At 59.0% G+C, this 23,827-nt stretch carries 30 protein-coding genes; 17 read left to right on the forward strand and 13 right to left on the reverse strand.

Features of this window, described 5'->3' with window-relative positions; translation table 11 throughout:
* The first annotated feature begins 39 nt into the window (after nucleotides 1–39).
* On the forward strand, nucleotides 40–519 hold the full coding sequence (locus J0F90_RS21555) for a hypothetical protein (protein ID WP_033639306.1): 480 nt from the start codon (nucleotides 40–42) through the stop codon (nucleotides 517–519).
* Between the two features lie 63 nt (nucleotides 520–582).
* On the opposite strand, the gene sspB is transcribed toward J0F90_RS21555, so the two are convergent.
* The 5 genes from sspB to zapE all read right to left on the reverse strand — a co-directional run bounded on the left by sspB (nucleotide 583) and on the right by zapE (nucleotide 4,285).
* Nucleotides 583–1,083, reverse strand: coding sequence for a ClpXP protease specificity-enhancing factor (gene sspB / locus J0F90_RS21560; RefSeq protein WP_025304365.1), 501 nt, complete (start codon nucleotides 1,081–1,083; stop codon nucleotides 583–585).
* Nucleotides 1,084–1,088: 5 nt separating this feature from the next.
* Nucleotides 1,089–1,730 (reverse strand): stringent starvation protein SspA, encoded by a 642-nt coding sequence (sspA, locus tag J0F90_RS21565; protein WP_004937082.1) that lies wholly within the window; start codon nucleotides 1,728–1,730, stop codon nucleotides 1,089–1,091.
* Nucleotides 1,731–2,056: 326 nt separating this feature from the next.
* A complete protein-coding gene (rpsI, locus tag J0F90_RS21570; protein ID WP_004937080.1) occupies nucleotides 2,057–2,449 on the reverse strand; it encodes a 30S ribosomal protein S9 in 393 nt (130 codons plus the stop codon).
* 15 nt (nucleotides 2,450–2,464) lie between these two features.
* Nucleotides 2,465–2,893 (reverse strand): 50S ribosomal protein L13, encoded by a 429-nt coding sequence (gene rplM, locus J0F90_RS21575; protein WP_004937079.1) that lies wholly within the window; start codon nucleotides 2,891–2,893, stop codon nucleotides 2,465–2,467.
* A gap of 264 nt (nucleotides 2,894–3,157) precedes the next feature.
* Nucleotides 3,158–4,285 (reverse strand): cell division protein ZapE, encoded by a 1,128-nt coding sequence (zapE, locus tag J0F90_RS21580; protein ID WP_033639305.1) that lies wholly within the window; start codon nucleotides 4,283–4,285, stop codon nucleotides 3,158–3,160.
* A gap of 231 nt (nucleotides 4,286–4,516) precedes the next feature.
* Between zapE and zapG the strand changes: the two genes are divergently transcribed.
* From zapG to degS, 3 genes are all read left to right on the forward strand, one after another.
* A complete protein-coding gene (zapG, locus tag J0F90_RS21585) occupies nucleotides 4,517–4,918 on the forward strand; it encodes a Z-ring associated protein ZapG (protein ID WP_004937074.1) in 402 nt (133 codons plus the stop codon).
* A gap of 180 nt (nucleotides 4,919–5,098) precedes the next feature.
* Nucleotides 5,099–6,469, forward strand: coding sequence for a serine endoprotease DegQ (gene degQ / locus J0F90_RS21590; RefSeq protein ID WP_004937072.1), 1,371 nt, complete (start codon nucleotides 5,099–5,101; stop codon nucleotides 6,467–6,469).
* A gap of 88 nt (nucleotides 6,470–6,557) precedes the next feature.
* A complete protein-coding gene (degS, locus tag J0F90_RS21595; RefSeq protein ID WP_016930201.1) occupies nucleotides 6,558–7,616 on the forward strand; it encodes an outer membrane-stress sensor serine endopeptidase DegS in 1,059 nt (352 codons plus the stop codon).
* Between the two features lie 71 nt (nucleotides 7,617–7,687).
* Here degS and murA read toward each other — a convergent pair whose 3' ends face one another.
* From murA to mlaF, 7 genes are all read right to left on the reverse strand, one after another.
* On the reverse strand, nucleotides 7,688–8,947 hold the full coding sequence (murA, locus tag J0F90_RS21600; RefSeq protein WP_004937068.1) for a UDP-N-acetylglucosamine 1-carboxyvinyltransferase: 1,260 nt from the start codon (nucleotides 8,945–8,947) through the stop codon (nucleotides 7,688–7,690).
* A 55-nt stretch (nucleotides 8,948–9,002) separates the two neighbouring features.
* Nucleotides 9,003–9,257: a BolA family iron metabolism protein IbaG gene (gene ibaG / locus J0F90_RS21605; protein ID WP_004937066.1), complete on the reverse strand. Its 255-nt coding sequence runs from the start codon at nucleotides 9,255–9,257 to the stop codon at nucleotides 9,003–9,005.
* A gap of 140 nt (nucleotides 9,258–9,397) precedes the next feature.
* Complete coding sequence (gene mlaB / locus J0F90_RS21610; RefSeq protein WP_033639304.1) at nucleotides 9,398–9,700, reverse strand: lipid asymmetry maintenance protein MlaB; 303 nt, start codon at nucleotides 9,698–9,700, stop codon at nucleotides 9,398–9,400.
* Entirely contained in the window at nucleotides 9,700–10,329 is a 630-nt protein-coding gene (gene mlaC, locus J0F90_RS21615; RefSeq protein WP_004937063.1) for a phospholipid-binding protein MlaC, read from the reverse strand. Before mlaC ends, mlaB begins: the two co-directional genes overlap by 1 nt.
* A gap of 14 nt (nucleotides 10,330–10,343) precedes the next feature.
* Nucleotides 10,344–10,892, reverse strand: coding sequence for an outer membrane lipid asymmetry maintenance protein MlaD (gene mlaD, locus J0F90_RS21620; protein ID WP_004937061.1), 549 nt, complete (start codon nucleotides 10,890–10,892; stop codon nucleotides 10,344–10,346).
* A gap of 4 nt (nucleotides 10,893–10,896) precedes the next feature.
* The gene (mlaE, locus tag J0F90_RS21625; protein ID WP_004937059.1) at nucleotides 10,897–11,679 is read right to left on the reverse strand and encodes a lipid asymmetry maintenance ABC transporter permease subunit MlaE; all 783 of its coding nucleotides are present in this window, start codon (nucleotides 11,677–11,679) and stop codon (nucleotides 10,897–10,899) included.
* A gap of 4 nt (nucleotides 11,680–11,683) precedes the next feature.
* On the reverse strand, nucleotides 11,684–12,499 hold the full coding sequence (gene mlaF, locus J0F90_RS21630; RefSeq protein WP_028127533.1) for a phospholipid ABC transporter ATP-binding protein MlaF: 816 nt from the start codon (nucleotides 12,497–12,499) through the stop codon (nucleotides 11,684–11,686).
* 303 nt (nucleotides 12,500–12,802) lie between these two features.
* Here mlaF and J0F90_RS21635 point away from each other — a divergent pair, with 303 nt between their 5' ends.
* The 13 genes from J0F90_RS21635 to J0F90_RS21695 all read left to right on the forward strand — a co-directional run bounded on the left by J0F90_RS21635 (nucleotide 12,803) and on the right by J0F90_RS21695 (nucleotide 21,862).
* On the forward strand, nucleotides 12,803–13,780 hold the full coding sequence (locus J0F90_RS21635) for a calcium/sodium antiporter (RefSeq protein ID WP_028127534.1): 978 nt from the start codon (nucleotides 12,803–12,805) through the stop codon (nucleotides 13,778–13,780).
* Nucleotides 13,781–13,796: 16 nt separating this feature from the next.
* Nucleotides 13,797–14,783 carry an arabinose-5-phosphate isomerase KdsD gene (gene kdsD, locus J0F90_RS21640; protein ID WP_016930207.1) on the forward strand — a complete coding sequence of 329 codons (987 nt, stop codon included), beginning with the start codon at nucleotides 13,797–13,799 and terminating at the stop codon, nucleotides 14,781–14,783.
* Nucleotides 14,784–14,800: 17 nt separating this feature from the next.
* Nucleotides 14,801–15,355 (forward strand): 3-deoxy-manno-octulosonate-8-phosphatase KdsC, encoded by a 555-nt coding sequence (kdsC, locus tag J0F90_RS21645; protein ID WP_021505108.1) that lies wholly within the window; start codon nucleotides 14,801–14,803, stop codon nucleotides 15,353–15,355.
* Nucleotides 15,352–15,930, forward strand: a complete 579-nt coding sequence (lptC, locus tag J0F90_RS21650; protein WP_016930209.1) for an LPS export ABC transporter periplasmic protein LptC — start codon at nucleotides 15,352–15,354, stop codon at nucleotides 15,928–15,930. Before kdsC ends, lptC begins: the two co-directional genes overlap by 4 nt.
* Nucleotides 15,899–16,438: a lipopolysaccharide ABC transporter substrate-binding protein LptA gene (lptA, locus tag J0F90_RS21655; RefSeq protein ID WP_028127535.1), complete on the forward strand. Its 540-nt coding sequence runs from the start codon at nucleotides 15,899–15,901 to the stop codon at nucleotides 16,436–16,438. The genes lptC and lptA overlap by 32 nt, the downstream gene beginning before the upstream one ends.
* Nucleotides 16,439–16,444: 6 nt before the next feature.
* Complete coding sequence (gene lptB, locus J0F90_RS21660) at nucleotides 16,445–17,170, forward strand: LPS export ABC transporter ATP-binding protein (RefSeq protein ID WP_004937040.1); 726 nt, start codon at nucleotides 16,445–16,447, stop codon at nucleotides 17,168–17,170.
* Nucleotides 17,171–17,222: 52 nt separating this feature from the next.
* Complete coding sequence (rpoN, locus tag J0F90_RS21665) at nucleotides 17,223–18,656, forward strand: RNA polymerase factor sigma-54 (protein ID WP_021505109.1); 1,434 nt, start codon at nucleotides 17,223–17,225, stop codon at nucleotides 18,654–18,656.
* A 23-nt stretch (nucleotides 18,657–18,679) separates the two neighbouring features.
* Nucleotides 18,680–18,967, forward strand: a complete 288-nt coding sequence (gene hpf / locus J0F90_RS21670) for a ribosome hibernation promoting factor (RefSeq protein WP_004937038.1) — start codon at nucleotides 18,680–18,682, stop codon at nucleotides 18,965–18,967.
* A gap of 155 nt (nucleotides 18,968–19,122) precedes the next feature.
* Complete coding sequence (gene ptsN, locus J0F90_RS21675; protein WP_016930212.1) at nucleotides 19,123–19,584, forward strand: PTS IIA-like nitrogen regulatory protein PtsN; 462 nt, start codon at nucleotides 19,123–19,125, stop codon at nucleotides 19,582–19,584.
* 129 nt (nucleotides 19,585–19,713) lie between these two features.
* Nucleotides 19,714–20,568 carry an RNase adapter RapZ gene (rapZ, locus tag J0F90_RS21680; RefSeq protein WP_015379177.1) on the forward strand — a complete coding sequence of 285 codons (855 nt, stop codon included), beginning with the start codon at nucleotides 19,714–19,716 and terminating at the stop codon, nucleotides 20,566–20,568.
* A complete protein-coding gene (gene npr / locus J0F90_RS21685; RefSeq protein WP_004937034.1) occupies nucleotides 20,565–20,837 on the forward strand; it encodes a PTS phosphocarrier protein NPr in 273 nt (90 codons plus the stop codon). Before rapZ ends, npr begins: the two co-directional genes overlap by 4 nt.
* A gap of 294 nt (nucleotides 20,838–21,131) precedes the next feature.
* On the forward strand, nucleotides 21,132–21,443 hold the full coding sequence (locus J0F90_RS21690; RefSeq protein ID WP_004937033.1) for a type II toxin-antitoxin system HigB family toxin: 312 nt from the start codon (nucleotides 21,132–21,134) through the stop codon (nucleotides 21,441–21,443).
* Nucleotides 21,440–21,862, forward strand: coding sequence for a helix-turn-helix domain-containing protein (locus tag J0F90_RS21695; RefSeq protein WP_015379178.1), 423 nt, complete (start codon nucleotides 21,440–21,442; stop codon nucleotides 21,860–21,862). Before J0F90_RS21690 ends, J0F90_RS21695 begins: the two co-directional genes overlap by 4 nt.
* A 3-nt stretch (nucleotides 21,863–21,865) precedes the next feature.
* Here J0F90_RS21695 and J0F90_RS21700 read toward each other — a convergent pair whose 3' ends face one another.
* Nucleotides 21,866–23,782, reverse strand: a complete 1,917-nt coding sequence (locus tag J0F90_RS21700) for a BglG family transcription antiterminator (protein ID WP_033639303.1) — start codon at nucleotides 23,780–23,782, stop codon at nucleotides 21,866–21,868.
* Between the last annotated feature and the right edge of the window lie 45 nt (nucleotides 23,783–23,827).

The raw sequence follows: 23,827 nt of genomic DNA on the forward strand, positions 1-23,827 counted from the left end.
GGCGCGGCTGCGCCTGACACCGAGATAAGGATAGCGAACATGAAATGCTCCATTTCCCTGTTGGCCGGCGCGCTGCTGGCCGTCAGTTTCAGCGCTTCAGCCATGGCGCTGGATTCGCAGGAGGTTGGTTACAATATCGAAGCGCGCGGCGCACGCCCGGTCGTGGCGCAGTTGGGCAAGGCCGGGCAGTTCGGCGCCGTGGAAAACAGCATCCGGCTGGGGGACGACAGCTGGATTGCCCTGGCGCCCAAGTTGGCCGGCGGCGGCAATGCCGGCTTTACCGCCGGCATCAAATCGGCCCTCTCCGCAGCCCTGATCTACAATCCGGCGGCGGTGTTGCAGGCGCTCAACAAAGGCAACGATCTGCCGCTCAATGACATTTGCACCGCGCCGCCGGAAGTGCAAGGCGATACCGCCATCACCAGTTTCCGTGAGCGTGCAGCCCACGCCCTATCTACCGTGCGCGTAGGCGATCTCAGCGCGCCGCGCGACGCCTGCATTGCCGCGTTGAAAGGCTGAGCGCGTCTGCCGGGCAAAAAAAAAGCACCCCCATGGGGTGCTTTTTCGTTTGTTCTCACGGGGTTATTTCACCACGCGCAGCGCCGGGCGGCCACCGCGCGGCGGCTGCGGCGGTTCGTCATCCGGGCCGTCATCTTCCGCGGTATCCGGGCGATCGCCGTCGATCACCGACATCAGAGTTTCCGAAGGGATCGTCTCATTGTCCAGACCTTCGAACACGCCTTCGCTCTCGTCGTAGGCGGCTTCCGGTTCGAACATCGTGCCGGCGCCGTTTTCACGCGCATAAATCGCCAGCACGGCGGCCATCGGCACCGAAACCTGACGCGGCACGCCGCCGAAGCGCGCGTTGAACTGCACGTCTTCGTTACCCAACGCCAGGTTGCCTACCGCGCGCGGCGCGATATTCAGCACGATCTGACCATCGCGCGCGAACTCCATCGGCACCTGAACATCCGGGCGAGTCACGTCGACCACCAGGTGCGGCGTCAGTTGGTTATCCAGCAGCCAGTCGTAGAACGCCCGCAGCAGATACGGGCGACGCGGCGTCATCTGAGACATGTCCATCGCGCTTAGCCCCGGGTCTGCAGGCGCATTTCACGCTCGGCTTCGGTCAGGGAAGCCAGGAAGGCGTCGCGTTCGAAGACGCGGGTCATGTAGCCTTTCAGCTCTTTGGAACCGGCGCCGCTCAATTCGATGCCCAGCTGCGGCAGACGCCACAACAGCGGCGCCAGGTAGCAATCCACCAGGCTGAACTCTTCGCTCATGAAATACGGCGCCTGACCGAAGATAGGCGCGATCGCCAGCAGCTCTTCGCGCAGTTGGCGACGGGCGGATTCCGCTTCCTGGCCGCTGCTCTTCTCGATCTTGTCCATCAGCGAGTACCAGTTCTTCTCGATGCGCAGCATCATCAGACGGCTCTCACCACGGGCAACCGGGTAAACCGGCATCAGCGGCGGGTGCGGGAAGCGCTCATCCAGATATTCCATGATGATGCGGGATTCATACAGGGTCAGTTCGCGATCGACCAGCGTAGGCACCGTCTGGTAAGGGTTGAGGTCAATCAGATCTTGCGGCAGGTTATCCATTTCGACCTGCTCGATCTCGACGCTGACACCTTTCTCCGCCAGTACGATGCGTACTTGATGGCTAAAAATGTCGGTCGGGCCAGAGAACAGCGTCATTACCGAACGTTTGTTGGCAGCGACAGCCATGAAAACCTCCAAGTTATCTAGAAAATACTGCGAATAGCCAACTGACAGGCTGCTATCCTGAATAATCTTGCCGCAGGCCGGCAGCACGCAGCGCGACCCGAGCCCATAAAAAACCGGCCCAGGAGGTCAACTGCACGGCGAACAGGCGCAAAAGTGGGTGATAGTTTACCAGATTTTGCTTGTTTTGTGGGGACGGTGCGGCGAATTCATGTTGAATTGTCTGATATGCCACAGATTTTAGTCGGGGACGGCGGATTTCAGGCATAAAAAAAACCCGGTGAAGCACCGGGTTTTTTGCGTAAATCGCACTGCCGAAGCAGCGAAAATTAACGCTTGGAGAACTGCGGACGACGACGTGCTTTACGCAGACCGACTTTCTTACGTTCAACCTGACGAGCGTCACGGGTGACGAAGCCAGCTTTACGCAGTTCAGAACGCAGAGTCTCATCGTATTCCATCAGTGCACGGGTGATACCGTGACGGATAGCGCCAGCTTGACCGGAGATACCACCACCTTTAACGGTGATGTACAGGTCCAGTTTGCCAACCATGTCGACCAGTTCCAGCGGCTGACGAACTACCATGCGGGCAGTTTCGCGACCGAAGTACTGTTCCAGGCTGCGCTGGTTGATAACGATGTTACCGTTGCCCGGCTTGATGAAGACGCGAGCGGCGGAGCTTTTGCGGCGACCAGTGCCGTAGTATTGATTTTCAGCCATTGCCATTAATCCCGATTAAATGTCCAGAACTTGCGGTTGCTGTGCCGCGTGATTGTGCTCGGTGCCCGCGTAAACTTTCAGTTTACGGAACATAGCACGACCCAGCGGGCCCTTTGGCAGCATGCCTTTAACCGCGATTTCAATCACGCGCTCAGGACGGCGGGCAATCATCTCTTCAAAGGTCGCTTGCTTGATACCACCGATGTGGCCGGTGTGGTGGTAGTACACTTTGTCTGTACGCTTGTTGCCGGTTACAGCAACTTTGTCAGCGTTCAGAACGATGATGTAATCACCGGTATCCACGTGCGGGGTGTATTCCGCTTTATGCTTGCCGCGCAGGCGACGAGCCAGTTCAGTAGCGAGACGGCCTAAAGTTTTACCATCTGCATCAACAACGTACCAGTCGCGTTTTACGGTTTCTGGTTTAGCTGTAAAAGTTTTCATTAGAAAGCTTACCCAATAATTAGTTACACGTTGGTGAACACCCAAACGCTCGAAAACAGTTGAGGCTCACACGACCATACAAGTCCAGCAAACCTACCCCTTCGAATAGCCATTGCCGGCACTATAAAGTTTTTGGGAAAAAAAACTTTGTTGTAACGTGGGGTCGCAAGATTATAGAGAAGTCGTTCACAAAGATCGAACGGTTTTTGAATGGAAAATAAATTTATCGCCGGCGGCGGACAACCGGCGATAGGCCCGGCGGGCTCAGGGCAGATGCGGCAGCTTGAGGTACTCTTCGCTCTGCATTTCCTGCAGGCGCGACAGGCAGCGCTGGAATTCAAATTTCAGCTGCACCCCCTGATAGATCTCGAACATCGACGCTTCGGCGCCGATCACCAGCTTGATGTGCCGCTCGTAGAATTCATCCACCAGCGCCAGGAAACGGCGCGCGGTATTCTCTTTCAGCGGCCCCATCACCTGCACATTATACAGGATCACGCTGTGGTACAGCCGCGACAGCGCGATGTAGTCCAGTTGGCTGCGCGCCTCTTCGCACAGCGTGTGGAAATCCACCGCCAGCACGCCGTCCACCGAACGGATCGCCTGCAGCGGCCGATGGTTGATCTGCAGCACCGGCGCGTCCTCCCCCGCCTTGCCCGCCAGCTTGACGAACATCCGATCCAGCGCCTCGCGCGTCTGGTCGCTCAGCGGCGTCAGGTAGAGGTGCGCCTGGGTCAGGGTGCGCAGACGATAGTCGATGCCGGCGTCGACGTTCATCACGTCGCAGTACTCGTTGATCAGATCGATAGCCGGCAGGAAACGCGCCCGCTGCAGGCCGTTGCGGTACAGATCGTCCGGCGGGATGTTCGACGTGGCCACCAGCGTGATGCCGCGCGCGAACAGCGCCTGCAGCAGCGTGGCCAACAGCATGGCGTCGGTGATGTCGGAGACGAAGAATTCGTCGAAGCACAGCACGTCGGTCTCGGCCTTGAAGCCGTCGGCGACGATTTCCAGCGGGTTTTCCCGCCCCTGCAACTCGGTCAGCTCTTCATGCACCCGCAGCATGAAGCGGTGGAAGTGCAGGCGCATTTTGCGATCGCTCGGCAGACTGTGGAAGAACATATCCATCAACCAGGTTTTGCCGCGCCCGACGCCGCCCCACATGTACAGCCCCTGCACCGGGCGCTGAGGCGCCGCTTCGCCGCCCTTGCCCAGCAAGCGGCTGAGCTTGCCGCGCAGCCCGCCGGCCGGCGCGCTCGCCGCCGGCTTTTGCAGCAGAGCCTGATAAATGCGATCCAGTTGAGTGACGGCCCGGCGTTGAACCTCATCGGCCTGATATTCCCCCGCCTCCAGCGCCTGCTGGTAGCGAGATAACGGTGATAGTGCCTGCATCTGTTCGATGTTCCCTAAGAACGCTTAGAAATTATTTAGCCAACGTTGGCGGCAAGTTGATGCCGATTCGCACCGTTATCGCCACAAATGCCCGCTGCGGGCGCCGCTGAAAACCCTGTGAAAACCAGGTGGAAGCGCATCAGGATTCCACTCGGACAAGGTTAACGGTTATAGTGGATATTATTAAGTGAAAAATCCCTGCGGAACAACGAAGTCAAAATAGGAGTCATCATGACCTGGGAGTATGCGCTGATTGGTTTGGTCGTCGGTATCGTGATTGGTGCGGTGGCGATGCGTTTTGGCAACCGTAAATTACGTCAACAACAAGTCCTGCAGAACGAGCTGGACAAGAGCAAAACCGAGCTGGAAGAGTACCGTCAGGAGCTGGTCGGCCACTTTGCCCGCAGCGCCGAGCTGCTGGACAACATGGCGCGCGATTATCGCCAGCTGTATCAGCACATGGCGAAAAGCTCCAACAACCTGCTGCCGGATCTGCCGATGCAGGAGAACCCGTTCCGCTATCGCCTGACCGAAGCGGAAGCGGACAACGATCAGGCGCCGGTGGAAATGCCGCGCGACTATTCTGAAGGGGCCTCCGGCCTGCTGCGCGGTCAAAGCGCACGCCGCGACTGATATTCCTTCTTCGCCCGCGGGGCCACCCGCGGGGTTAATCCCGTTTGCGCCATATTGACCTTCCTTCGCATTACCTTTACTGAACTTTGCACGCAAATTCACGGTCTTACCCTTCACTATGACAAGGCGATTGCCTTATCATCAAATTTTCATCGGCAGGTATTGAGAGAGTTATCATCAATGAAGAAAAAGTCGTTAATTCTTAGTGCATTGGCAATGAGCCTCGGCCTGGCGCTCAGCGCCGCACCGGCGGCCAACGCGGCCCTGCCCGTCGCCGTGCAGGGGCAGCCGCTGCCGAGCCTGGCGCCGATGCTGGAAAAAGTCTTGCCCGCCGTAGTGAGCGTGCATGTCGCAGGCACCCAGGTGCAGCGTCAACAGCTGCCGGAAGAGTTCAGACGCTTCTTCGGCCCCAATTTCCCCGGCCAACAGCAGAGCTCCCGCCCGTTTGAAGGGTTGGGATCCGGCGTGATCATCGACGCCGCCAAGGGCTACGTGCTGACCAACAACCACGTCATCAACAACGCCGACAAAATCCGCGTGCAGTTGAACGACGGCCGCGAGCTGGACGCCAAGCTGGTCGGGCGCGATGAACAATCCGACATCGCCCTGCTGCAGCTCAGCGATACCAAAAACCTGACCGCCATCAAGATGGCCGATTCCGACCAGCTGCGCGTCGGCGACTTCGCCGTGGCGGTCGGCAACCCGTTCGGCCTGGGCCAAACCGCCACCTCCGGCATCATCTCGGCGCTGGGCCGCACCGGCCTGAATCTGGAAGGGCTGGAAAACTTCATTCAGACCGACGCCTCCATCAACCGCGGCAACTCCGGCGGCGCGCTGGTTAACCTGAACGGCGAACTGATCGGCATCAATACCGCCATTCTGGCGCCGAGCGGCGGCAACGTCGGCATCGGCTTCGCCATTCCGAGCAATATGGCGCAGAACCTGAGCCAGCAGCTGATCGAATTCGGCGAAGTGAAACGCGGCCTGCTTGGCATCAAGGGCAGTGAAATGACCCCGGACATGGCCAAAGCCTTCAACACCGACGCGCAGCGCGGCGCTTTCGTCAGCGAAGTGTTGCCGAAATCTGCCGCCGCCAAGGCCGGCATCAAAGCCGGGGATATTCTGGTTTCCGTCGACGGCAAACCGGTGAACAGTTTTGCCGAACTGCGCGCCAAGGTCGGCACCACCGCACCGGGCAAAACCCTCAAGGTAGGCCTGCTGCGCGACGGTAAACCGCAGGAAGTCTCGGTCACGCTGGACAACAGCGAGAGCGCCTCGACCAACGCCGAAACGCTGTCGCCGGCGCTGCAGGGGGTATCCCTCAGCAACGGCGCGCTGCCGAGCGGCGACAAGGGCGTGAAGGTGGAGAACGTGGATAAAGGCTCGACGGCGGCGCAAATCGGCCTGCAAAAAGGCGACGTGATCATCGGCGTCAACCGCCAGCGCGTGGACAGTATCACCGCACTGCGCAAGGTGCTGGAAGCCAAACCGCCGGTGATGGCGCTCAATATCGTGCGCGGTAACGAAACCATTTATCTGCTGCTGCGTTAATTTGTGCAAAAACCGGGCTCGGTGACATACTGCGCCCGGTTAACTCATGCTATCCTCCGAACATCGTTCACCACACCACGAAAACTCCATGTTTGCTAAGCTCTTGCGTTCTGTCGTTATCGGTCTCATCGTTGCCGGCCTGCTGTTGGCCGCTCTGCCCATGCTGCGTTCTTCCAACGGTCTGTTTGCAGAGAAAACCGAGAATACCAGCGACGAAACGCCGGTGAGCTACAACAAGGCGGTGCGCCGCGCCGCGCCTGCCGTGGTGAACATCTACAACCGCAACCTGAACGGCGCCGCCAACGTGCTGTCGCTCGGTTCCGGCGTGATCATGAACGAACGCGGCTATATCATCACCAACCGCCACGTGATCAAAGACGCACAGCAGATCACCGTGGTGTTGCAGGATGGCCGCCGTTACGAAGCGCTGCTGGTGGGCTCCGACGGCCTGACCGATTTGGCGGTGCTGAAGATCGATCCCGGCAACCTGCCGGTGATCCCGACCAACAAAAACCGCGTTGCCCACGTCGGCGATGTGGTGCTGGCGATCGGCAACCCGTATAACCTGGGGCAGACCGTCACTCAGGGCATCCTCAGCGCCACCGGGCGCATCAGTATGAGCACCACCGGCCGGCAGACGTTCCTGCAGACCGACGCCTCAATCAACCGCGGCAATTCCGGCGGCGCGCTGGTCAACTCGCTGGGTGAGCTGATCGGTATCAACACCCTGACCTATGACAAAATCACCGACGGCGAAACGCCGGAAGGGCTGGGCTTTGCGATCCCGATCGAACTGGCCACCAAGATCATGGACAAGCTGATCCGCGACGGCCGCGTTATCCGCGGCTATTTCGGTATTCAGGGCAAGGAGATCATTCCGCTGCGCTCGTCCAATTCCGGCATCGATCGCCTGCAGGGCATCATCGTGACCGAGATTACGCCGAACGGCCCGGCGAGCAACGCCGGCTTCCAGATCAACGACATCATCATCAACGTGGATAACAAACCGGCGGTGTCCGTGCTGGAGACCATGGATCAGGTGGCGGAGATCAGACCGGGCACCGAGATACCGGTTATCGTGCTGCGCGACGGCAAACGCATTACGTTGAAAATGACGGTGGGTGAATTCCCGGAAGACAGCAATTAAAAAAGGGCCGGCATTGATAGCCGGCCCTTTGCTATTCATCCTGCCGACGCAGCCGCGCCGGCGCTAATGACTTACTCGCCTTTCACGCGTTCGATGTTCGCACCCAGCGCGCGCAGCTTGTCTTCAATACGCTCATAGCCGCGATCGATGTGATAGATGCGATCGACGACGGTCACGCCGTCGGCGATGCAGCCGGCGATCACCAGGCTGGCGGAAGCGCGCAGATCGGTCGCCATCACTTGAGCACCGGACAGCTGTTCAACGCCATGGCAGATCACGGTGTTGCTCTCGATCTCCGCGTGCGCGCCCATGCGGATCAATTCCGGCACGTGCATGAAGCGATTTTCGAAGATGGTTTCGGTGATAACGCCAGTGCCTTCCGCCACCAGGTTCAGCAGGCTGAACTGGGCCTGCATGTCGGTCGGGAAGCCCGGGTGCGGCGCGGTGCGCACGGTGACCGCTTTCGGGCGTTTGCCGTGCATATCCAGGCTGATCCAGTCTTCGCCCACTTCGATATCGGCACCGGCTTCGCGCAGCTTGGCCAGCACCGCATCCAGCGTGTCCGGACGGGTGTTGCGGCACATCACTTTGCCGCCGGAAACCGCGGCGGCGATCAGGAAGGTGCCGGTCTCGATGCGGTCAGGCAGCACGCGGTACACGCCGCCGCCCAGACGCTCGACGCCCTCGATGGTGATCTTGTCACTGCCGGCGCCGCTGATCTTCGCGCCCAGCGTGTTGAGGAAGTTGGCGGTATCGACAATTTCCGGCTCACGCGCGGCGTTTTCGATAACGGTGGTGCCGGTCGCCAGGGTCGCAGCGCTCATGATGGTCACGGTCGCGCCCACGCTCACCTTGTCCATGACGATGTGCGCGCCCTTCAGACGGCCCTCGACGGACGCCTTGACGTAGCCTTCTTCCAGCTTGATCTCGGCGCCCAACTGCTCCAGCCCGGTGATGTGCAGATCGACCGGACGCGCGCCAATCGCGCAGCCGCCCGGCAGGGAAACCTGGCCACGGCCGAAACGCGCCACCAGCGGCCCCAGCGCCCAAATGGAGGCGCGCATGGTTTTCACCAGATCGTAAGGGGCGCAAAACTCGTTCACGCCGCTGGCGTCCACGAAGACCGAACCGTTGCGCTCAATCTTGGTACCCAACTGGTTGAGTAGTTTAATGGTGGTGTCGATGTCCTTCAGCTTGGGGACATTCTGCAGCTCGACCGGCTCTTCCGCCAACAGGGCGGCGAACAGGATCGGCAGGGCGGCGTTTTTGGCCCCGGAAATAGACACTTCACCGCTCAGGCGGGTCCGACCCTGCACACGAAATTTATCCATCTGACTACTCTCTATTATCTAATCTGAAGCTGCCCGCCCGGCAGGGCAAACAGCCTTAAAATCCGTTGAGTTTGCGGTCTCGCTGCCACTCTTCAGGGGTGTACGCCTTAATAGACAAGGCATGAATGCGGTTGTCCGCAATGTATTCCATCAGCGGTGCGTAAACCGTCTGCTGTTTTTTGACGCGGCTCATGCCGGCGAACAGTTCACCGACCACAATCGCCTGAAAATGGCTACCGTCGCCCGTCACATGTACTTCATCCAGTGCCAATGCCTGCATCAGCACGTCTTTAATCTCGTTGGTTTCCATAGTATCCAGTTCTGCCGCTAAAGGATCATAAACAGCCTAGTATCTTAGTGGAATACGATGTTTTCTTAAACTAAAGAAAAAGCCCCTGCATAACAGGGGCTTTGTATCGTTTTGCCACGCAAGAGCGGCGTAAAACGCCGCTAACCGGCGGTATCGACAGGCATTATCGCCTGCAGGTTGTAGAGCGCGATCAGCGTTTTCAGGCGCTCGGTGGCGCCGAAAATTTTCAGCGCTACGCCGCGTTGGCGCTGCTCTTCCTGCAGATGCAGCAACAGCGCCAGCCCGGCGGAGTCCACGCGCTGCAGTTGCGCCACGTCGATCGCAGTTTTATCCGCCATCAGCGCGTCGCGCTGCCGCCACAGCGGCTGCAGCGTTTCCCGATCCAGTTCACCGCGCAGGATCAGCGTCTGCTGCTCTGATTCGAAGCTGAGCGCTGCCGACATCAGTTTTTCTTGTCCAGCGTGATAGGCTGCGCGGCGGCGGCCTGCAGCTGTTTGGTCAGGCCGTCGATGCCCTGAGTACGCAGCGTAGACGCCCACTCATTTTGCTTGGTGGTGATCATGCTGACGCCTTCGGCGATCATGTCATACGCCTGCCAGTAGCCGGTTTTGCTGTTCTTGCGCCATTGGAAATCCAGACGCACCGGCGGACGGCCACCGTTGTCGATGATGGTGACGCGAATAGCCACGATGTCGGCATTGCCCAGCGGCTGTTCAGGCGCGATCTGGTAAGTCTGGCCGTGATACATCGCCAGCGCCTGGCCGTAAGCCTGCTCCAGGTAAGCCTGGAAGGCGGTGAAGTAAGCTTCGCGCTGCGCAGGCGTTGCCTCTTTGTAGTAACGCCCCAGCACCAGCGCACCGGCGTATTTCACCTGAACGAACGGCATCAGTTCCTGATGCACGATGGCACGCAGGTAGTTCGGGTCCTGCTTGATCTTCGGCTGTTCGTTCTTCAAACGGCTGAAAGTCTTCTGCGCCGCTTCTTGCATCATGCTGTAAGGATTGGTTTGGTCGGCTGCGCTCGCCAGCGGTGCAACCACCAGCAGAGCCACCATCAGTAAACGTTTAAACATGCAGGTATCCTCTCTTAATGATTTGGAACAGCGGGTTGCGGTGCGGCGCCGGCAGCCGGCTCAGCGGCCGCGTCTCCCGATTTGGCGCTGTCCTGACCGCCGCTTTTATACAGGAACTGGCCGATCAGGTCTTCCAGAACCATGGCTGATTTGGTGTCCTGAATGGTGCCGCCATCTTTCAGGATGGTGGTGCCCATATCAGGATCTTCGAAGCCCACGTTAAGCGCCAGATATTGCTCGCCCAGCAGGCCGGAGGTGCGGATCGCCAGCGAGCTGGTATCCGGGATTTGGTCGTACTTTTTCTGGATATCCAGCGCCACGCGCGGCGTGTAGGTTTTCGAATCGAGTTCGATGTCCGCCACGCGGCCGATCACCACGCCGCCAATTTTCACCGGCGAACGCGGTTTCAGGCCGCCGATGTTGTCGAACGTTGCGTAAATGCGGTAGGTCGGCTCGCTGCCGATCGATTTAAGGTTCGCCACCTGCAGGCAGATAAACACGATGGCGCACAGCGCGATCAGCATAAATGCCCCAACCCAGATTTCACTCTTCTTCGTTTGCATCGAATCAATTCCCAAACATCAGTGCGGTCAGCACGAAATCCAATCCCAACACCGCCAGTGACGAATGCACCACGGTACGCGTCGTCGCCCGGCTAATCCCTTCAGAGGTAGGCACGGCGTCGTACCCATTGAAAATGGCAATCCAGGTTACGGTAATGGCGAATACCACGCTTTTGATCAGGCAGTTGAGCAGATCTTTTTTCCACTCCACGGCGCCCTGCATCGCCGACCAGAAGAAGCCGCTGTCGATGCCTTTCCAGTCCACGCCGACCACCGAGCCGCCCCAAATGCCGATCGCCACGAAAATGATGGTCAATAGCGGCATGCTGATCAGCCCGGCCCAGAAGCGCGGCGCCACGATGCGCCGCAGCGGATCGACCGCCATCATTTCCAGGCTGGAGATCTGCTCCGTCGCCTTCATCAGGCCGATTTCCGCCGTGAGCGCGGAACCGGCGCGGCCGGCGAACAGCAGCGCCGTGACCACCGGCCCCAGTTCGCGCAGCAGCGACAGCGCCACCATCATGCCGAGGCTGGCCTCGGCGCTGTAGGTGGTGAGCACGATATAGCCCTGCAGGCCCAGCACCATGCCGATAAACAGCCCGGAGACCATGATGATCAGCAGCGACTGCACGCCGACGCTGTAGAGCTGTTTCAACAGCAGCGGCCACTGCTTGCCGGGTTCCGGCCGGCCAATCAACGCGTTGAACAGCATCAACCCGGCGCGGCCGAAGCTGGCGCTGGTGTTGATGCCACTGCGCCCCAACGACGCTAACGCTCTTAATAACATGAGCTTATTTACTCCCTAAGCCTAGCAGTTCGGTCTGATAATCCCCGGCCGGATAGCGGAACGGCACCGGCCCATCCGCTATACCATCCAGGAACTGGCGCACGCGCGCATCAGGATTGTTCTGCAATTGCTGCGTGGTGCCTTCGGCGATCACCCGGTGGTCGGCCACGATGTAGGCGTAGTCGGCGATGCTCAGCACCTCCGGCACGTCGTGCGACACCACGATGCAGGTAATGCCCAGCGCATGGTTCAGCTCATCGATCAGCTTGACCAGCACTCCCATGGTGATCGGATCCTGGCCAACGAAAGGTTCGTCGAACATGATCATTTCCGGGTCCAGCGCGATCGCGCGCGCCAACGCCGCCCGGCGCGCCATGCCGCCGGAAAGCTCGTTGGGCATCAGCTGAGCCGCGCCGCGCAGCCCCACCGCTTCCAGCTTCATCAGCACCGTGCTGCGCAACAAAGGCTCCGGCAGGTTGCTGTGCTCGCGCAGCGGGTAGGCCACGTTTTCGAATACGGTCAAATCGGTAAACAGCGCGCCAGACTGGAACAGCATGCTCATTTTTTTGCGCGCGTCGTATAACTGACGGCGGGACAACGCGGGAATGTTGTCGCCGTCGAACCAAATCTCCCCGCTGTCCGGCGCCAGCTGGCCGCCTATCAGGCGCAGCAGCGTGGTTTTGCCGATGCCCGATGGCCCCATGATCGCCGTGACCTTACCGCGAGGCACCGTCAGGTTGATGTCTTCAAATATCCGTCGGTCGCCGCGCGAGAAGCTCATGTCGCGCACTTCGACCAAATTATCTGCCTTTTGGAGCATGTTAATGGACCCTTTACGACTCATCTTTTGCTGAATCTACCCGTGATGTTAAAGCAATGGGCGCAATCCGTCTCATCTTTACAAAAACTTACTGCCATTTCGCAACCAATGGTGCCATTGGTTTTACTTTTCCGCGCCACCCGGTCAAAATTGGCGCCATAACGAAAAAAAACGAAACTGTTCAACTATTAGCCGGGGAAAACCGTTGCTGCGGCTCAAACGCGCGCAACGGAGGGCAAGCAATACCGCCGCATTGACGGCTTTAACCAACGAACCGGGATAATACCCGACAAAGGACCCTGCATGTTTCTCGCGATAGCATTATTAATCGTTGGTTTATTTCTACTGGTGTACGGTGCAGACCGCTTAGTTTATGGTGCTGCCGTGATTTCCCGCTCGCTCGGCGTACCGCCGTTGATCATCGGCATGACCATCGTCGGCATCGGCACTTCGCTGCCGGAGCTGATCGTGTCCACCACCGCCGCGCTGAACGGGCAGATAGATATGGCCGTTGGCAACGTAGTAGGTTCCAACATCACCAACATTTTATTGATCCTGGGCGTGGCGGCGTTGATTCACCCGCTGGCCGCGCGCTCTGAGATACTGCGGCGCGAACTGCCGCTGATGTTAGCGGTCACAGTATTATGCGGTTTCGTGTTGATGGACGGCACCCTGAGCAGGCTGGACGGCGTGCTGCTGCTGGCCGCCGCCGCCGGCTTCATCCTGCTGATGCTGAAAATCGCCCGGCTGGCGCAGCGCGAGGGCAGCGACAGCCTGACTATGGAGCAGATCGCCGAGCTGCCGCAGGACAGCAGCAATACCGTGGCGGTGCTGTGGCTGGTGCTGGCGTTTATCATTCTGCCGCTCTCTTCCAGAATGGTGGTCGATAACGCGACGGTGATCGCGCACTATTTCGGCCTGAGCGAACTGGTGGTCGGTTTGACCATTATCGCCATCGGCACCAGCCTGCCCGAACTGGCCACCTCCATCGCCGGGGCGCTGAAGGGCGAGGATGATATGGCGATTGGTAATATCATCGGCTCCAATATTTTCAACACGGTGATCGTGCTGGGCGTACCCGCCCTGCTGTCGCCGGGCAGCGTAGACACCGCCGCCTTCCAGCGCGATTACTGGGTGATGCTGGCGGCCAGCGTGCTGCTGAGCGTGCTGTGCATCGGCCGCAAACATCGCATCGGCCACCTGGCGGGCGCGCTGTTATTATGCGGCTTTATTGCGTATCTTGCGGTGCTGTTCTTTAACCCTTTCAGTACTTTCGGCTAAACCGACGGGAATGAGTATGTCGAACATTGAGTTGCAACCGGGCTTCGATTTTCAACAGGCCGGTAAGGAAGTGCTTCAGATAGAGCGTGAAGGGCTGGCCCAGCTCGATCGCTACATCAACGCAGACTTCACCCGCGCCTGCGAAACCATCGCCGCCTGCGGCGGCAAAGTGGTGGTGATGGGCATGGGCAAATCCGGCCATATCGGCTGCAAGATCGCCGCGACCTTCGCCAGCACCGGCACGCCCTCATTCTTCGTTCATCCGGCGGAGGCCAGCCATGGCGATTTGGGCATGGTCACCCCGCAGGACATCGTGCTCGCCATCTCCAACTCCGGCGAGTCCAGCGAGATCCTGGCGCTGATCCCGGTGTTGAAACGCCAACAGATCACCCTCATCTGTATGACCAACAATCCGGAAAGCGCGATGGGTAAAGCGGCGGATATCCACCTGTGCATCAAGGTGCCGCAGGAAGCGTGCCCGCTGGGGCTGGCGCCGACCACCAGCACCACCGCCACGCTGGTGATGGGCGATGCGCTGGCCGTCGCGCTGCTCAAAGCGCGCGGTTTCACGCCGGAAGATTTCGCGCTGTCGCATCCGGGCGGCGCACTCGGCCGCAAACTGCTGCTGCGGGTTAGCGATATCATGCACAGCGGCGATGAAATACCCCACGTCAGCGCCGACGCCTCGTTGCGCGACGCGTTGCTGGAAATTACCCGCAAAAATCTGGGCCTGACGGTGATCTGCGACGATTTGATGAAAATCGCCGGCATCTTTACCGATGGCGACCTGCGCCGGGTGTTCGACATGGGCATCAACCTGCACGAGGCGAAGATCGCCGATGTCATGACGCCGGGCGGCGTGCGGGTGCGCCCCAACCTCCTGGCGGTCGATGCATTGAACCTGATGCAACAACGCCACATCACCGCGCTGCTGGTTGCCGATGGCGACCAGTTGCTGGGTGTGGTACATATGCATGACATGCTGCGCGCCGGCGTCGTTTAATTAAGGAATAGAACGGAATGGGTATGGTAGAAACCTGCTACGGGCCGGTAGAACAAGAGGTTATGGCGCGTGCCGGGAACATCCGCCTGTTGATTTGCGACGTTGACGGCGTGCTGTCGGACGGCCTGATCTTCATGGGCAACAACGGTGAAGAACTGAAGGCGTTCAACGTGCGCGACGGTTACGGCATCCGCTGCTTGAAAACCTCGGACATCGAGGTGGCGATCATCACCGGTCGCTCCGCCAAGCTGCTGGAAGATCGCGCGCAGACGCTCGGCATCACCCATCTGTATCAGGGGCAATCCGATAAGCTTTTGGCCTTCCGCGAACTGTTGGATAAACTGTCGTTAACGGCGGATCAGGTCGCCTATATCGGCGATGACCTGATCGACTGGCCGGTGATGGCGCAGGTCGGCCTGGCGGTCGCGGTGGCGGACGCCCACCCGCTGCTGACGCCGCGCGCCCACTACGTCACCCGCATTGCCGGCGGCCGCGGCGCGGTGCGCGAACTGTGCGACATCATTCTTTTGGCTCAAAATAAGCTGGAGGACGCCAAAGGGCTGTCGATATGAGTAAAACCAAACTGTGGATCACCATCCTGTTGACGGTGATCGTTCTGGCGCTGATCGGCTGGAACATGACGGACTTCAGCGACGACACGGCCCCTGGCCCGGTCAACGATCAGGATCCGACCTACCAGAGCCAGCACACGGTCACCGTGGTGTACAACCCGGCCGGCAAGCTGAATTACAAACTGGTGGCGGAAGACGCGAAGTATTACACCGCCGGCGAGCTGAGCTGGTTCACCCAGCCGGTGATGACGCTGTTCGATGAGAATGCGGTGGCCACCTGGTCAGTTCGCGCCGATCGCGCCAAACTGACTAAAGACCGAATGCTGTATCTGTATGGTCACGTCGAGGTGAACAGCCTGACCACCACCTCGCAGCTGGAAAAAATTAAGACGGACAACGCTCAGGTAAACCTGGTCACCCAAGACGTCACCTCCGATGACGAAGTCACGCTTTACGGGACCAATTTTACCTCTAACGGCATGAAAATGCGTGGGAACCTGCGGACCAAAACCGCTGAGCTGATTGATAAGGTTAAGACCAACTATGAAATTCAGAACCAAAAAACAACTCCGTAACCTGTTGCTCGGCAGCTTAGTTTTGGCCGCCAGCGCCCCCGCTCTGGCGCTGAAATCCGACTCCAGCCAGCCGGTCAGCATCGACTCGCTCAAGCAGTCGTTGGACATGCAAAGCAACGTCAGCACCTTCACCGACAACGTGGTGATCAAACAGGGCACCATCGATATTCGCGCCGACAAGGTGGTCGTCACCCGCCCGGGCGGAGATCAGAATAAGACCTATATTGAAGCGTTCGGCAACCCGGTAACCTTCTACCAGATGCAGGACAGCGGCAAGCCGGTCAAAGGCCACGCGCAGAAAGTGCGTTACGACGTGGCGACCCAGCTGGTGACCCTGACGGGCAACGCCTATCTGGAGCAGCTCGACAGCAACGTGAAAGGCGATCGCATCACCTATCTGGTGCAACAGCAGCAAATGCAGGCGTTTAGCGATAAAGGCAAACGCGTGACAACGGTTCTGGTACCGTCGCAGTTGCAAGACAAAAACGAGCAAAAAAAGAGTAACTAATCACTTATGGCAACACTCATCGCAGAAAACCTGGCGAAAGCCTACAAGGGCCGTAAAGTTGTCGAAGACGTCAGCCTGAAAGTGAAATCCGGCGAGATCGTCGGCCTGCTCGGCCCGAACGGCGCCGGTAAAACCACCACCTTCTACATGGTGGTCGGCATCGTGCCACGCGACGCCGGGCGCATCGTGATCGACGAAGAAGACATCAGCCTGCTGCCGCTGCACGCCCGCGCGCGCCGCGGCATTGGTTACCTGCCGCAGGAAGCGTCGATCTTCCGCCGCCTGAGCGTGTACGACAACCTGATGGCGGTGCTGGAGATTCGCCCCGACCTCACCAGCGAACAGCGCGAAGACCGCGCCAAAGAACTGATGGAAGAGTTCCATATCTCCCATCTGCGCGACAGCCTCGGCCAGGCGCTGTCCGGCGGTGAACGCCGCCGCGTCGAAATCGCCCGCGCGCTGGCGGCCAACCCGAAATTCATTCTGCTGGACGAACCCTTCGCCGGGGTGGATCCGATTTCCGTTATCGACATCAAAAAAATCATCGAGCACCTGCGTGACAGCGGCCTGGGCGTGCTGATCACCGACCACAACGTGCGCGAGACGCTGGACGTATGTGAACGCGCCTACATCGTCAGCCAGGGCAAACTGATTGCCCACGGCACGCCGGATGCTATTCTGGCCGACGAGCAGGTTAAACGCGTTTATCTGGGCGAAGAGTTCCGCCTCTAAACGCCGGCGCGCCCTGCGGGGCGACACCGTTAACGGAAGTAGACAGAAAACTATGAAGCAAGGTTTGCAACTCAGGCTCAGTCAACAGCTGGCCATGACTCCTCAGCTCCAGCAGGCGATCCGCCTGCTGCAGTTGTCCACGCTTGAGCTTCAACAAGAGATCCAGCTGGCGCTGGAGAGCAATCCGCTGCTTGAACAGACCGATCTGCACGACGAAATCGACGCCAAAGAAACCCAGGAGACCGAGGGGCTCGATACCCGCGAGGCGCTGGAACAGAAAGACATGCCGGAAGAGCTGCCGCTGGACGCCACCTGGGATGAGATCTACACCGCTGGCACGCCGTCCGGCACCGGCACCGACTACAGCGACGACGAGCTGCCGGTCTATCAGGGCGAGACCACCCAAACGCTGCAGGATTACCTGATGTGGCAGGTGGATCTGACGCCGTTTTCCGATACCGACGCCGCCATCGCCACCTCCATCGTCGACGCGGTGGACGACACCGGCTATCTCACCGTGCCGCTGGAAGACATTCTGGAAAGCCTGGGCGACGAAAACGTGACCCTCGAGGAAGTCGAGGCGGTGTTGAAGCGCGTGCAGCGTTTCGATCCGATCGGCGTCGCCGCGCGCGATCTGCGCGATTGCCTGCTGGTGCAGCTCTCCCAATACGCCAAAGACACCCCTTACCTGGCCGAAGCGCGGCTGATCATCAGCGACCATCTGGATCTGCTGGCCAACCATGACTTTCGCAGCCTGATGCGATCAACCCGGCTAAAAGAAGATACACTGAAAGAAGCGATGCTGCTGATTCAGTCGCTCGATCCGCGCCCGGGGCAGTCGATCAATACCGGCGAATCGGAATACGTGATCCCGGACGTGCTGGTGCGCAAGACGCAGAACAAATGGACGGTCGAGCTCAACGGCGACAGCGTGCCGCGTTTGAAGATCAATCAGCAATACGCAGCGCTGGGCAACAGCGCCCGCAGCGAAGCCGACGGCCAGTTCATCCGCAGCAACCTGCAGGAAGCCAAGTGGCTGATTAAAAGCCTGGAGAGCCGTAACGAGACGCTGCTGAAGGTCACCCGCTGCATCGTCGATCAGCAGCAGGCGTTCTTCGAGCAAGGCGAAGAGTTTATGAAACCCATGGTGCTGGCGGATATCGCCCAGGCCGTGGAGATGCATGAATCGACGATCTCGCGCGTCACCACGCAGAAGTTTCTGCACAGCCCGCGCGGCATTTTCGAATTGAAATATTTCTTCTCCAGCCACGTGAATACCGACAGCGGCGGCGAAGCCTCCTCGACGGCGATCCGCGCATTGGTGAAGAAATTGATTGCGGCGGAAAACCCCGCCAAACCACTCAGCGACAGCAAGCTGGCCACCCTGCTCGCCGATCAGGGGATCATCGTGGCGCGGCGCACCGTCGCCAAGTACCGAGAGTCTTTGTCCATCCCGCCGTCGAACCAGCGTAAACAGTTGGTTTGACCTCTATTGAGAAGGAAGACACTATGCAGCTCAACATTACCGGACACCACATCGAAATCACCGATCCGTTGCGCGAGTTCGTGAACAACAAGTTCGCCAAACTCGAACAGTATTTTGATCGCATCAATCAGGTGTATGTTGTATTAAGTGTGGAAAAAGTGCAGCAAATTGCGGAAGCAACGGTGCACGTGAATGGAGGCGAGTTGCACGCCACCTCGGAAGACGAGAATATGTATGCCGCAATTGATACGCTGATCGACAAATTGGCACGTCAATTGAACAAACATAAAGACAAATTGAAGCAACACTGACACCCTAACCCATTCCATGAGGCGGCATCCGTCGCCGCCTCACCCTTCGGCGCGTGACCCGCATGGGTGACGCGCCGAACGGTAATCAGGGTTAAAACCGACGAAAAACCGCCTTGCCGGGCGCGCCCGGCGGCGCGGTTTTAAGTGAAGATGAGATGAACAACGAATATATGCAATTAAGCTCGGTGTTAAACATCGAGTGCACCAAAAGCTCGGTACACTGCACCAGCAAGAAGCGGGCTTTGGAAATTATCAGCGAACTGGCCGCCAAACAGCTCAATCTGCCTTCGCAGGTGGTGTTTGACGCGGTTCTCACCCGGGAACGCATGGGCAGCACCGGTATCGGCAACGGTATCGCCATTCCCCACGGCAAACTGGAAGAGGACACACTGCGGGCCGTTGGCGTGTTTATCCGTCTCGACCAACCCATCGCTTTCGACGCTATCGACAACCAGCCGGTCGACCTGCTGTTCGCGCTATTGGTGCCTGCCGATCAGTGCAAAACCCATTTGCATACCCTGTCGCTGGTCGCCAAACGCCTGGCCGACAAAACCGTATGTCGCCGCCTGCGCGCCGCGCAAAGCGACGAAGAACTTTACCAAATCATCACCGAGTGATGCCCGGCCGGCGTGACTTCCAGCCCGGATAACGTTACTGTTTCACGATGATGGATCCGGCTGCGGCCGGAATAACAAAGTTTCCACCGGTGGCGATGAACGCCGCCGCGATGCCAGGGGAGTTGCCACATGGTGCTGATGATTGTCAGCGGCCGTTCCGGTTCCGGAAAATCCGTCGCCTTGCGGGCGCTGGAAGACATGGGTTTTTACTGCGTTGACAACCTGCCGGTGGTCCTGCTGCCGCAGCTCGCCAATACGCTGGCGGAACGCAATATCTCCGCAGCGGTCAGCATCGACGTGCGCAACATGCCGGAATCGCCGGAAGTGTTCGAATACGCGATGACTCAGCTGCCGGACAGCTTCTCACCGCAGCTGCTGTTCCTCGACGCCGATCGCAACACGCTGATCCGCCGTTACAGCGACACCCGCCGCCTGCATCCGCTCTCCAGCAAAAACCTGTCGCTGGAAAGCGCGATCGACGAAGAAAGCGATCTGCTCGAACCGCTGCGCTCGCGGGCCGACCTGATTATCGACACCTCGGAAATGTCGGTGCACGAACTGGCCGAAATGCTGCGCACCCGCCTGCTGGGCAAGCGCGAGCGCGAACTGACCATGGTGTTCGAATCCTTCGGTTTCAAACACGGCATCCCGATCGACGCCGACTACGTGTTCGACGTGCGCTTCCTGCCGAACCCGCACTGGGATCCGAAGCTGCGGCCGATGACCGGTCTGGACAAGCCGGTAGCGTCGTTCCTCGATCGCCATACCGAAGTGCACAACTTCATCTACCAGACCCGCAGCTACCTGGAGCAATGGCTGCCGATGCTGGAAACCAACAACCGCAGCTACCTGACGGTCGCCATCGGCTGTACCGGCGGCAAGCACCGCTCGGTGTACGTGGCGGAACAGCTGGCCGATTACTTCCGCTCGCGCGGCAAGAACGTGCAGTCGCGCCACCGCACGCTGGAAAAGCGTAAACAATGACGGTCAAACAGACGGTTGAAATCAAAAACAAACTGGGCATGCACGCGCGCCCGGCGATGAAGCTGTTCGAACTGGTGCAAAGCTTCGATGCGGAAGTGATGCTGCGCAACGAAAGCGGCACCGAGGCCGAAGCCAGCAGCGTCATCGCGCTGCTGATGCTGGACTCCGCCCAGGGCCGGCATATCGAAGTCGAAGCGACCGGCCCCGACGAAGTCAACGCGCTGGCGGCGGTGGTCGAGCTGTTCAACTCCGGGTTTGATGAAGATTAGTCGTTGAGACTCTCCCCATGCGTCGCCTCGGCGCATGTGTTGCCTCCGCCCCTCCCATAACGTAGCCCTCCCGTTTCTCACTTTGCGAATCCGCTTCCAGAATCAGCCGTAACCGCCTGTAAATTCACGTCATGGATTTACCCCCACCACGATAATCGCAATAGTGTGTAACGCAAAAACAGACAACAGGCGGGTGTTTCCCCACGCTTTGCTTACGGGACAACGAAAAGTTTACAATTTGTGAACTTCACCGGCAGTCGCTATAATGTTCACCGGGTAGGAATCGAAGGAACGATGCATATCATTTCCAGGGAACCGTTCAATAACGCAACGAAGCAATATCCCAATGAAGCCACTGCTCTCGAGGCCATTTATAAAGCATTGCGACGGGGCGAGTTCCGCACGCCGGACGAGTTAAAAGCGCTTTTTCCTTCGCTCGATCGTATGAAATACAAAGAGAAATGGTGGGTCATTGACGTCGGCGGCAACCACCTGCGGATCTTGTTCTTTGCCAGCTTCGAGACACAGAAAGTCTTCATAAAGCATATCGTTAGCCACGCCGAATACGACAAGCTGATGCAGCACTATCGAAGGAGTTCATCATGATTACAGATGCCATTAAGGCGGCCGATGCGCTACTGCGCGCCGTGCCCTTGTTGCAGGGCAGCCGCGCTCAGCAAGACTACCGGGAAGCGCTTGAATTGGTGGAATACCTGCTGGAAAACGACGAACACCATCCGCTGATTGACATGCTGGCAAAAAAGATCGCCGAATATGAAGACAACAGCGCCGAATTTACCGCATTCAACCAGCGTATCGCCCAGTTACCACAGGGGGTAGCCGCGCTTCGCGTCCTTATGGAACAGCACCAACTCAGCCAAAGTGATTTTGAACATGAGATCGGTAAAAAGTCGTTGGTTAACCAAATCCTGAACGGTAAAAGATCGCTGACCATTCCGCACATTATGGCGCTGGCCAAGCGTTTCAATCTGCCCCCGGCCCTGTTCCTGCCGGAAGCGGATTAGCCCTCAACTCCGGCTCAGGCAGTCCAGCGCCACCGCTTTGAAGCTGTCGAAGCTGTCGCTGCCCAGCAGGCGGCTCATTGAGCGTTCACGCACAAAGGTGACGAACAGCTCGTAGATCGCCATTGCCTCTTCATAGTCGCTCTTGCTGATCGCCAGCAGGAAAATCACGTGCGCGATCTCACCTTCCCCCCAGGCGACGCCCTGCGGCGCCAGCAGCGTCACCACCACGGTCTTTTTCGCCAGCAGCCCCAGCGAGTGCGGCAAGGCGATGCCTTCGCCCAGCAGCGTGGAGACGATCGCCTCGCGTTCGACCACCGACGGATAGAAGTCCGCGCCGACGTATCCTTCCCGCTCCAGCTGGCCGCATACCCGGCTGAACAGCTCCGCCTGCGTCAGCGGCTCGTCGAGCACCATGAAATGCTCGGCGTCGAAGAACTTCTCCAGCATGTACGGTTTGGTGCGATCCACCAGCACCAATTTGCCCAGTTGCTCCAGCTGATAATCGGTCGGGAACGGCGACATCACCACCACCGGCTTGTTCTTTTCGCCGATGCGGGCGTTGGAAATCACGAAGTCTTCGTCGATGTGCGCAAGCATCTCATAATCGCGCAGCGAGACGATGCGCGTCATCACCAGTTGCGGATACTTGCGCGCAATCTGCGCCTGGATCATGCGCACCGTCGAGTTGCCGGTATCGCACACCAGCATCACCTGCGGGTGGCGTTCATAACCGATGTTGTAATGCCGCTCCAGCCCCACGCCGATGTGCAACACCAGATAGCCGATCTCGTTTTCACTCAGGGTATAGGGGGTGTATTTGCCCCAGCTGGAGACCGCCGCCAGCGTCACGTCGTAAGCCATCGGATAGTGCTGCTTGATGTTGGCCAGCAGCGGATTGGGGATGTTGATCTGGTATTTCACCCGCGTAATCATGGTCTTGATATGGGTGAGCAGATCGGCCCGCAGCTGCTCGTCGCCCTGCAGATTGTAGTTATAGTGTGCGTTGATGTAGGACAGGATGTAGTCCACCAACGCTTCTTCATCGTCGGCGTTGATCTCGGTCGGTTGCACGTCCTGCACGCGGCGTGCGGCGATGTTGACCCGCAGATAGGCCTCTTCGGCCATCGAGATCTCTTTGCCGGAGACCGCGCGCAGCTCCGCCGCCAGACGGGTCGACACCTGGCGCACCGCCTCGTCGCCGTCCTCCACCTCGAAGTCCGGCAGCGGATAACCGTCGTTGATGCGCCGCAGGGCCACCGCGCAGTAGAAGATCAGGTACTGCTCGCCCTCGTCGGTCAGGCGAATGGCATATTGCGACAACAGCGGGTGCAGCAATCCGGCGAACGCCGCCACCTGCGGCTGCAACAGGATCTCGTTGTTGAGCAACGGGTTCTCGGCGTCGGCCAGCTGCAGCTGGAACAGCAGATCGGTCAGGCAGGCGCGGATCGCCATCTCCGCGCCGAACAGCTTCATGCCGTAGCGCGGCTTGGTTTCGATCGTCAATTGATAGTGCGCCAGACGCTCTCTCACCTCAGCCATGTCGTTTTGCAGCGTGCCGCGGCTGACGAACCACTCGTCGGCCAGATCTTCCAGTTTGAGAGAGAAGGCTGAGGTCAAAAAACGCACCAGCAGATAATGCACCCGCTCCTGCGCACTGCGCGGGGTAACCTGTTTGCGGCGCTCCTGATGCTGCAGGGCGCTGAACAGCGCGGCGTTATCGACCTGCAAACGATAGCCGGCCCCGCGGCTATGCACGAAGCGCGCGCCGTATTTGTCCAGGATCTCGTTCAGCGCGGTGATATCCGCCCGCACCGTGCGGGTGGACACGGCGAAACGCTTCGCCAGCTCATCCTGCGGCAAAGTCTCGGTTTGCAAAGCATCGAACAAGTAAGCCAAACGCGGGTAAGGAAATCGCACCATTCTGTGTCCGTCAATCAGGTAGCCCACCCGGCGAACCGGGCGGGC

Source organism: Serratia marcescens subsp. marcescens ATCC 13880 (assembly GCF_017299535.1).
Classification (GTDB): domain Bacteria; phylum Pseudomonadota; class Gammaproteobacteria; order Enterobacterales; family Enterobacteriaceae; genus Serratia; species Serratia marcescens.

Bases quoted from the DNA above. Each gene is read 5' to 3' on its own strand.
- J0F90_RS21555 (WP_033639306.1), top strand. From the start codon at position 40: ATGAAATGCTCCATTTCCCTGTTGGCCGGCGCGCTGCTGGCCGTCAGT.
- sspB (WP_025304365.1), bottom strand. From the start codon at position 1,083: ATGGACATGTCTCAGATGACGCCGCGTCGCCCGTATCTGCTGCGGGCG.
- sspA (WP_004937082.1), bottom strand. From the start codon at position 1,730: ATGGCTGTCGCTGCCAACAAACGTTCGGTAATGACGCTGTTCTCTGGC.
- rpsI (WP_004937080.1), bottom strand. From the start codon at position 2,449: ATGGCTGAAAATCAATACTACGGCACTGGTCGCCGCAAAAGCTCCGCC.
- rplM (WP_004937079.1), bottom strand. From the start codon at position 2,893: ATGAAAACTTTTACAGCTAAACCAGAAACCGTAAAACGCGACTGGTAC.
- zapE (WP_033639305.1), bottom strand. From the start codon at position 4,285: ATGCAGGCACTATCACCGTTATCTCGCTACCAGCAGGCGCTGGAGGCG.
- zapG (WP_004937074.1), top strand. From the start codon at position 4,517: ATGACCTGGGAGTATGCGCTGATTGGTTTGGTCGTCGGTATCGTGATT.
- degQ (WP_004937072.1), top strand. From the start codon at position 5,099: ATGAAGAAAAAGTCGTTAATTCTTAGTGCATTGGCAATGAGCCTCGGC.
- degS (WP_016930201.1), top strand. From the start codon at position 6,558: ATGTTTGCTAAGCTCTTGCGTTCTGTCGTTATCGGTCTCATCGTTGCC.
- murA (WP_004937068.1), bottom strand. From the start codon at position 8,947: ATGGATAAATTTCGTGTGCAGGGTCGGACCCGCCTGAGCGGTGAAGTG.
- ibaG (WP_004937066.1), bottom strand. From the start codon at position 9,257: ATGGAAACCAACGAGATTAAAGACGTGCTGATGCAGGCATTGGCACTG.
- mlaB (WP_033639304.1), bottom strand. From the start codon at position 9,700: ATGTCGGCAGCGCTCAGCTTCGAATCAGAGCAGCAGACGCTGATCCTG.
- mlaC (WP_004937063.1), bottom strand. From the start codon at position 10,329: ATGTTTAAACGTTTACTGATGGTGGCTCTGCTGGTGGTTGCACCGCTG.
- mlaD (WP_004937061.1), bottom strand. From the start codon at position 10,892: ATGCAAACGAAGAAGAGTGAAATCTGGGTTGGGGCATTTATGCTGATC.
- mlaE (WP_004937059.1), bottom strand. From the start codon at position 11,679: ATGTTATTAAGAGCGTTAGCGTCGTTGGGGCGCAGTGGCATCAACACC.
- mlaF (WP_028127533.1), bottom strand. From the start codon at position 12,499: ATGCTCCAAAAGGCAGATAATTTGGTCGAAGTGCGCGACATGAGCTTC.
- J0F90_RS21635 (WP_028127534.1), top strand. From the start codon at position 12,803: ATGTTTCTCGCGATAGCATTATTAATCGTTGGTTTATTTCTACTGGTG.
- kdsD (WP_016930207.1), top strand. From the start codon at position 13,797: ATGTCGAACATTGAGTTGCAACCGGGCTTCGATTTTCAACAGGCCGGT.
- kdsC (WP_021505108.1), top strand. From the start codon at position 14,801: ATGGGTATGGTAGAAACCTGCTACGGGCCGGTAGAACAAGAGGTTATG.
- lptC (WP_016930209.1), top strand. From the start codon at position 15,352: ATGAGTAAAACCAAACTGTGGATCACCATCCTGTTGACGGTGATCGTT.
- lptA (WP_028127535.1), top strand. From the start codon at position 15,899: ATGAAATTCAGAACCAAAAAACAACTCCGTAACCTGTTGCTCGGCAGC.
- lptB (WP_004937040.1), top strand. From the start codon at position 16,445: ATGGCAACACTCATCGCAGAAAACCTGGCGAAAGCCTACAAGGGCCGT.
- rpoN (WP_021505109.1), top strand. From the start codon at position 17,223: ATGAAGCAAGGTTTGCAACTCAGGCTCAGTCAACAGCTGGCCATGACT.
- hpf (WP_004937038.1), top strand. From the start codon at position 18,680: ATGCAGCTCAACATTACCGGACACCACATCGAAATCACCGATCCGTTG.
- ptsN (WP_016930212.1), top strand. From the start codon at position 19,123: ATGAACAACGAATATATGCAATTAAGCTCGGTGTTAAACATCGAGTGC.
- rapZ (WP_015379177.1), top strand. From the start codon at position 19,714: ATGGTGCTGATGATTGTCAGCGGCCGTTCCGGTTCCGGAAAATCCGTC.
- npr (WP_004937034.1), top strand. From the start codon at position 20,565: ATGACGGTCAAACAGACGGTTGAAATCAAAAACAAACTGGGCATGCAC.
- J0F90_RS21690 (WP_004937033.1), top strand. From the start codon at position 21,132: ATGCATATCATTTCCAGGGAACCGTTCAATAACGCAACGAAGCAATAT.
- J0F90_RS21695 (WP_015379178.1), top strand. From the start codon at position 21,440: ATGATTACAGATGCCATTAAGGCGGCCGATGCGCTACTGCGCGCCGTG.
- J0F90_RS21700 (WP_033639303.1), bottom strand. From the start codon at position 23,782: ATGGTGCGATTTCCTTACCCGCGTTTGGCTTACTTGTTCGATGCTTTG.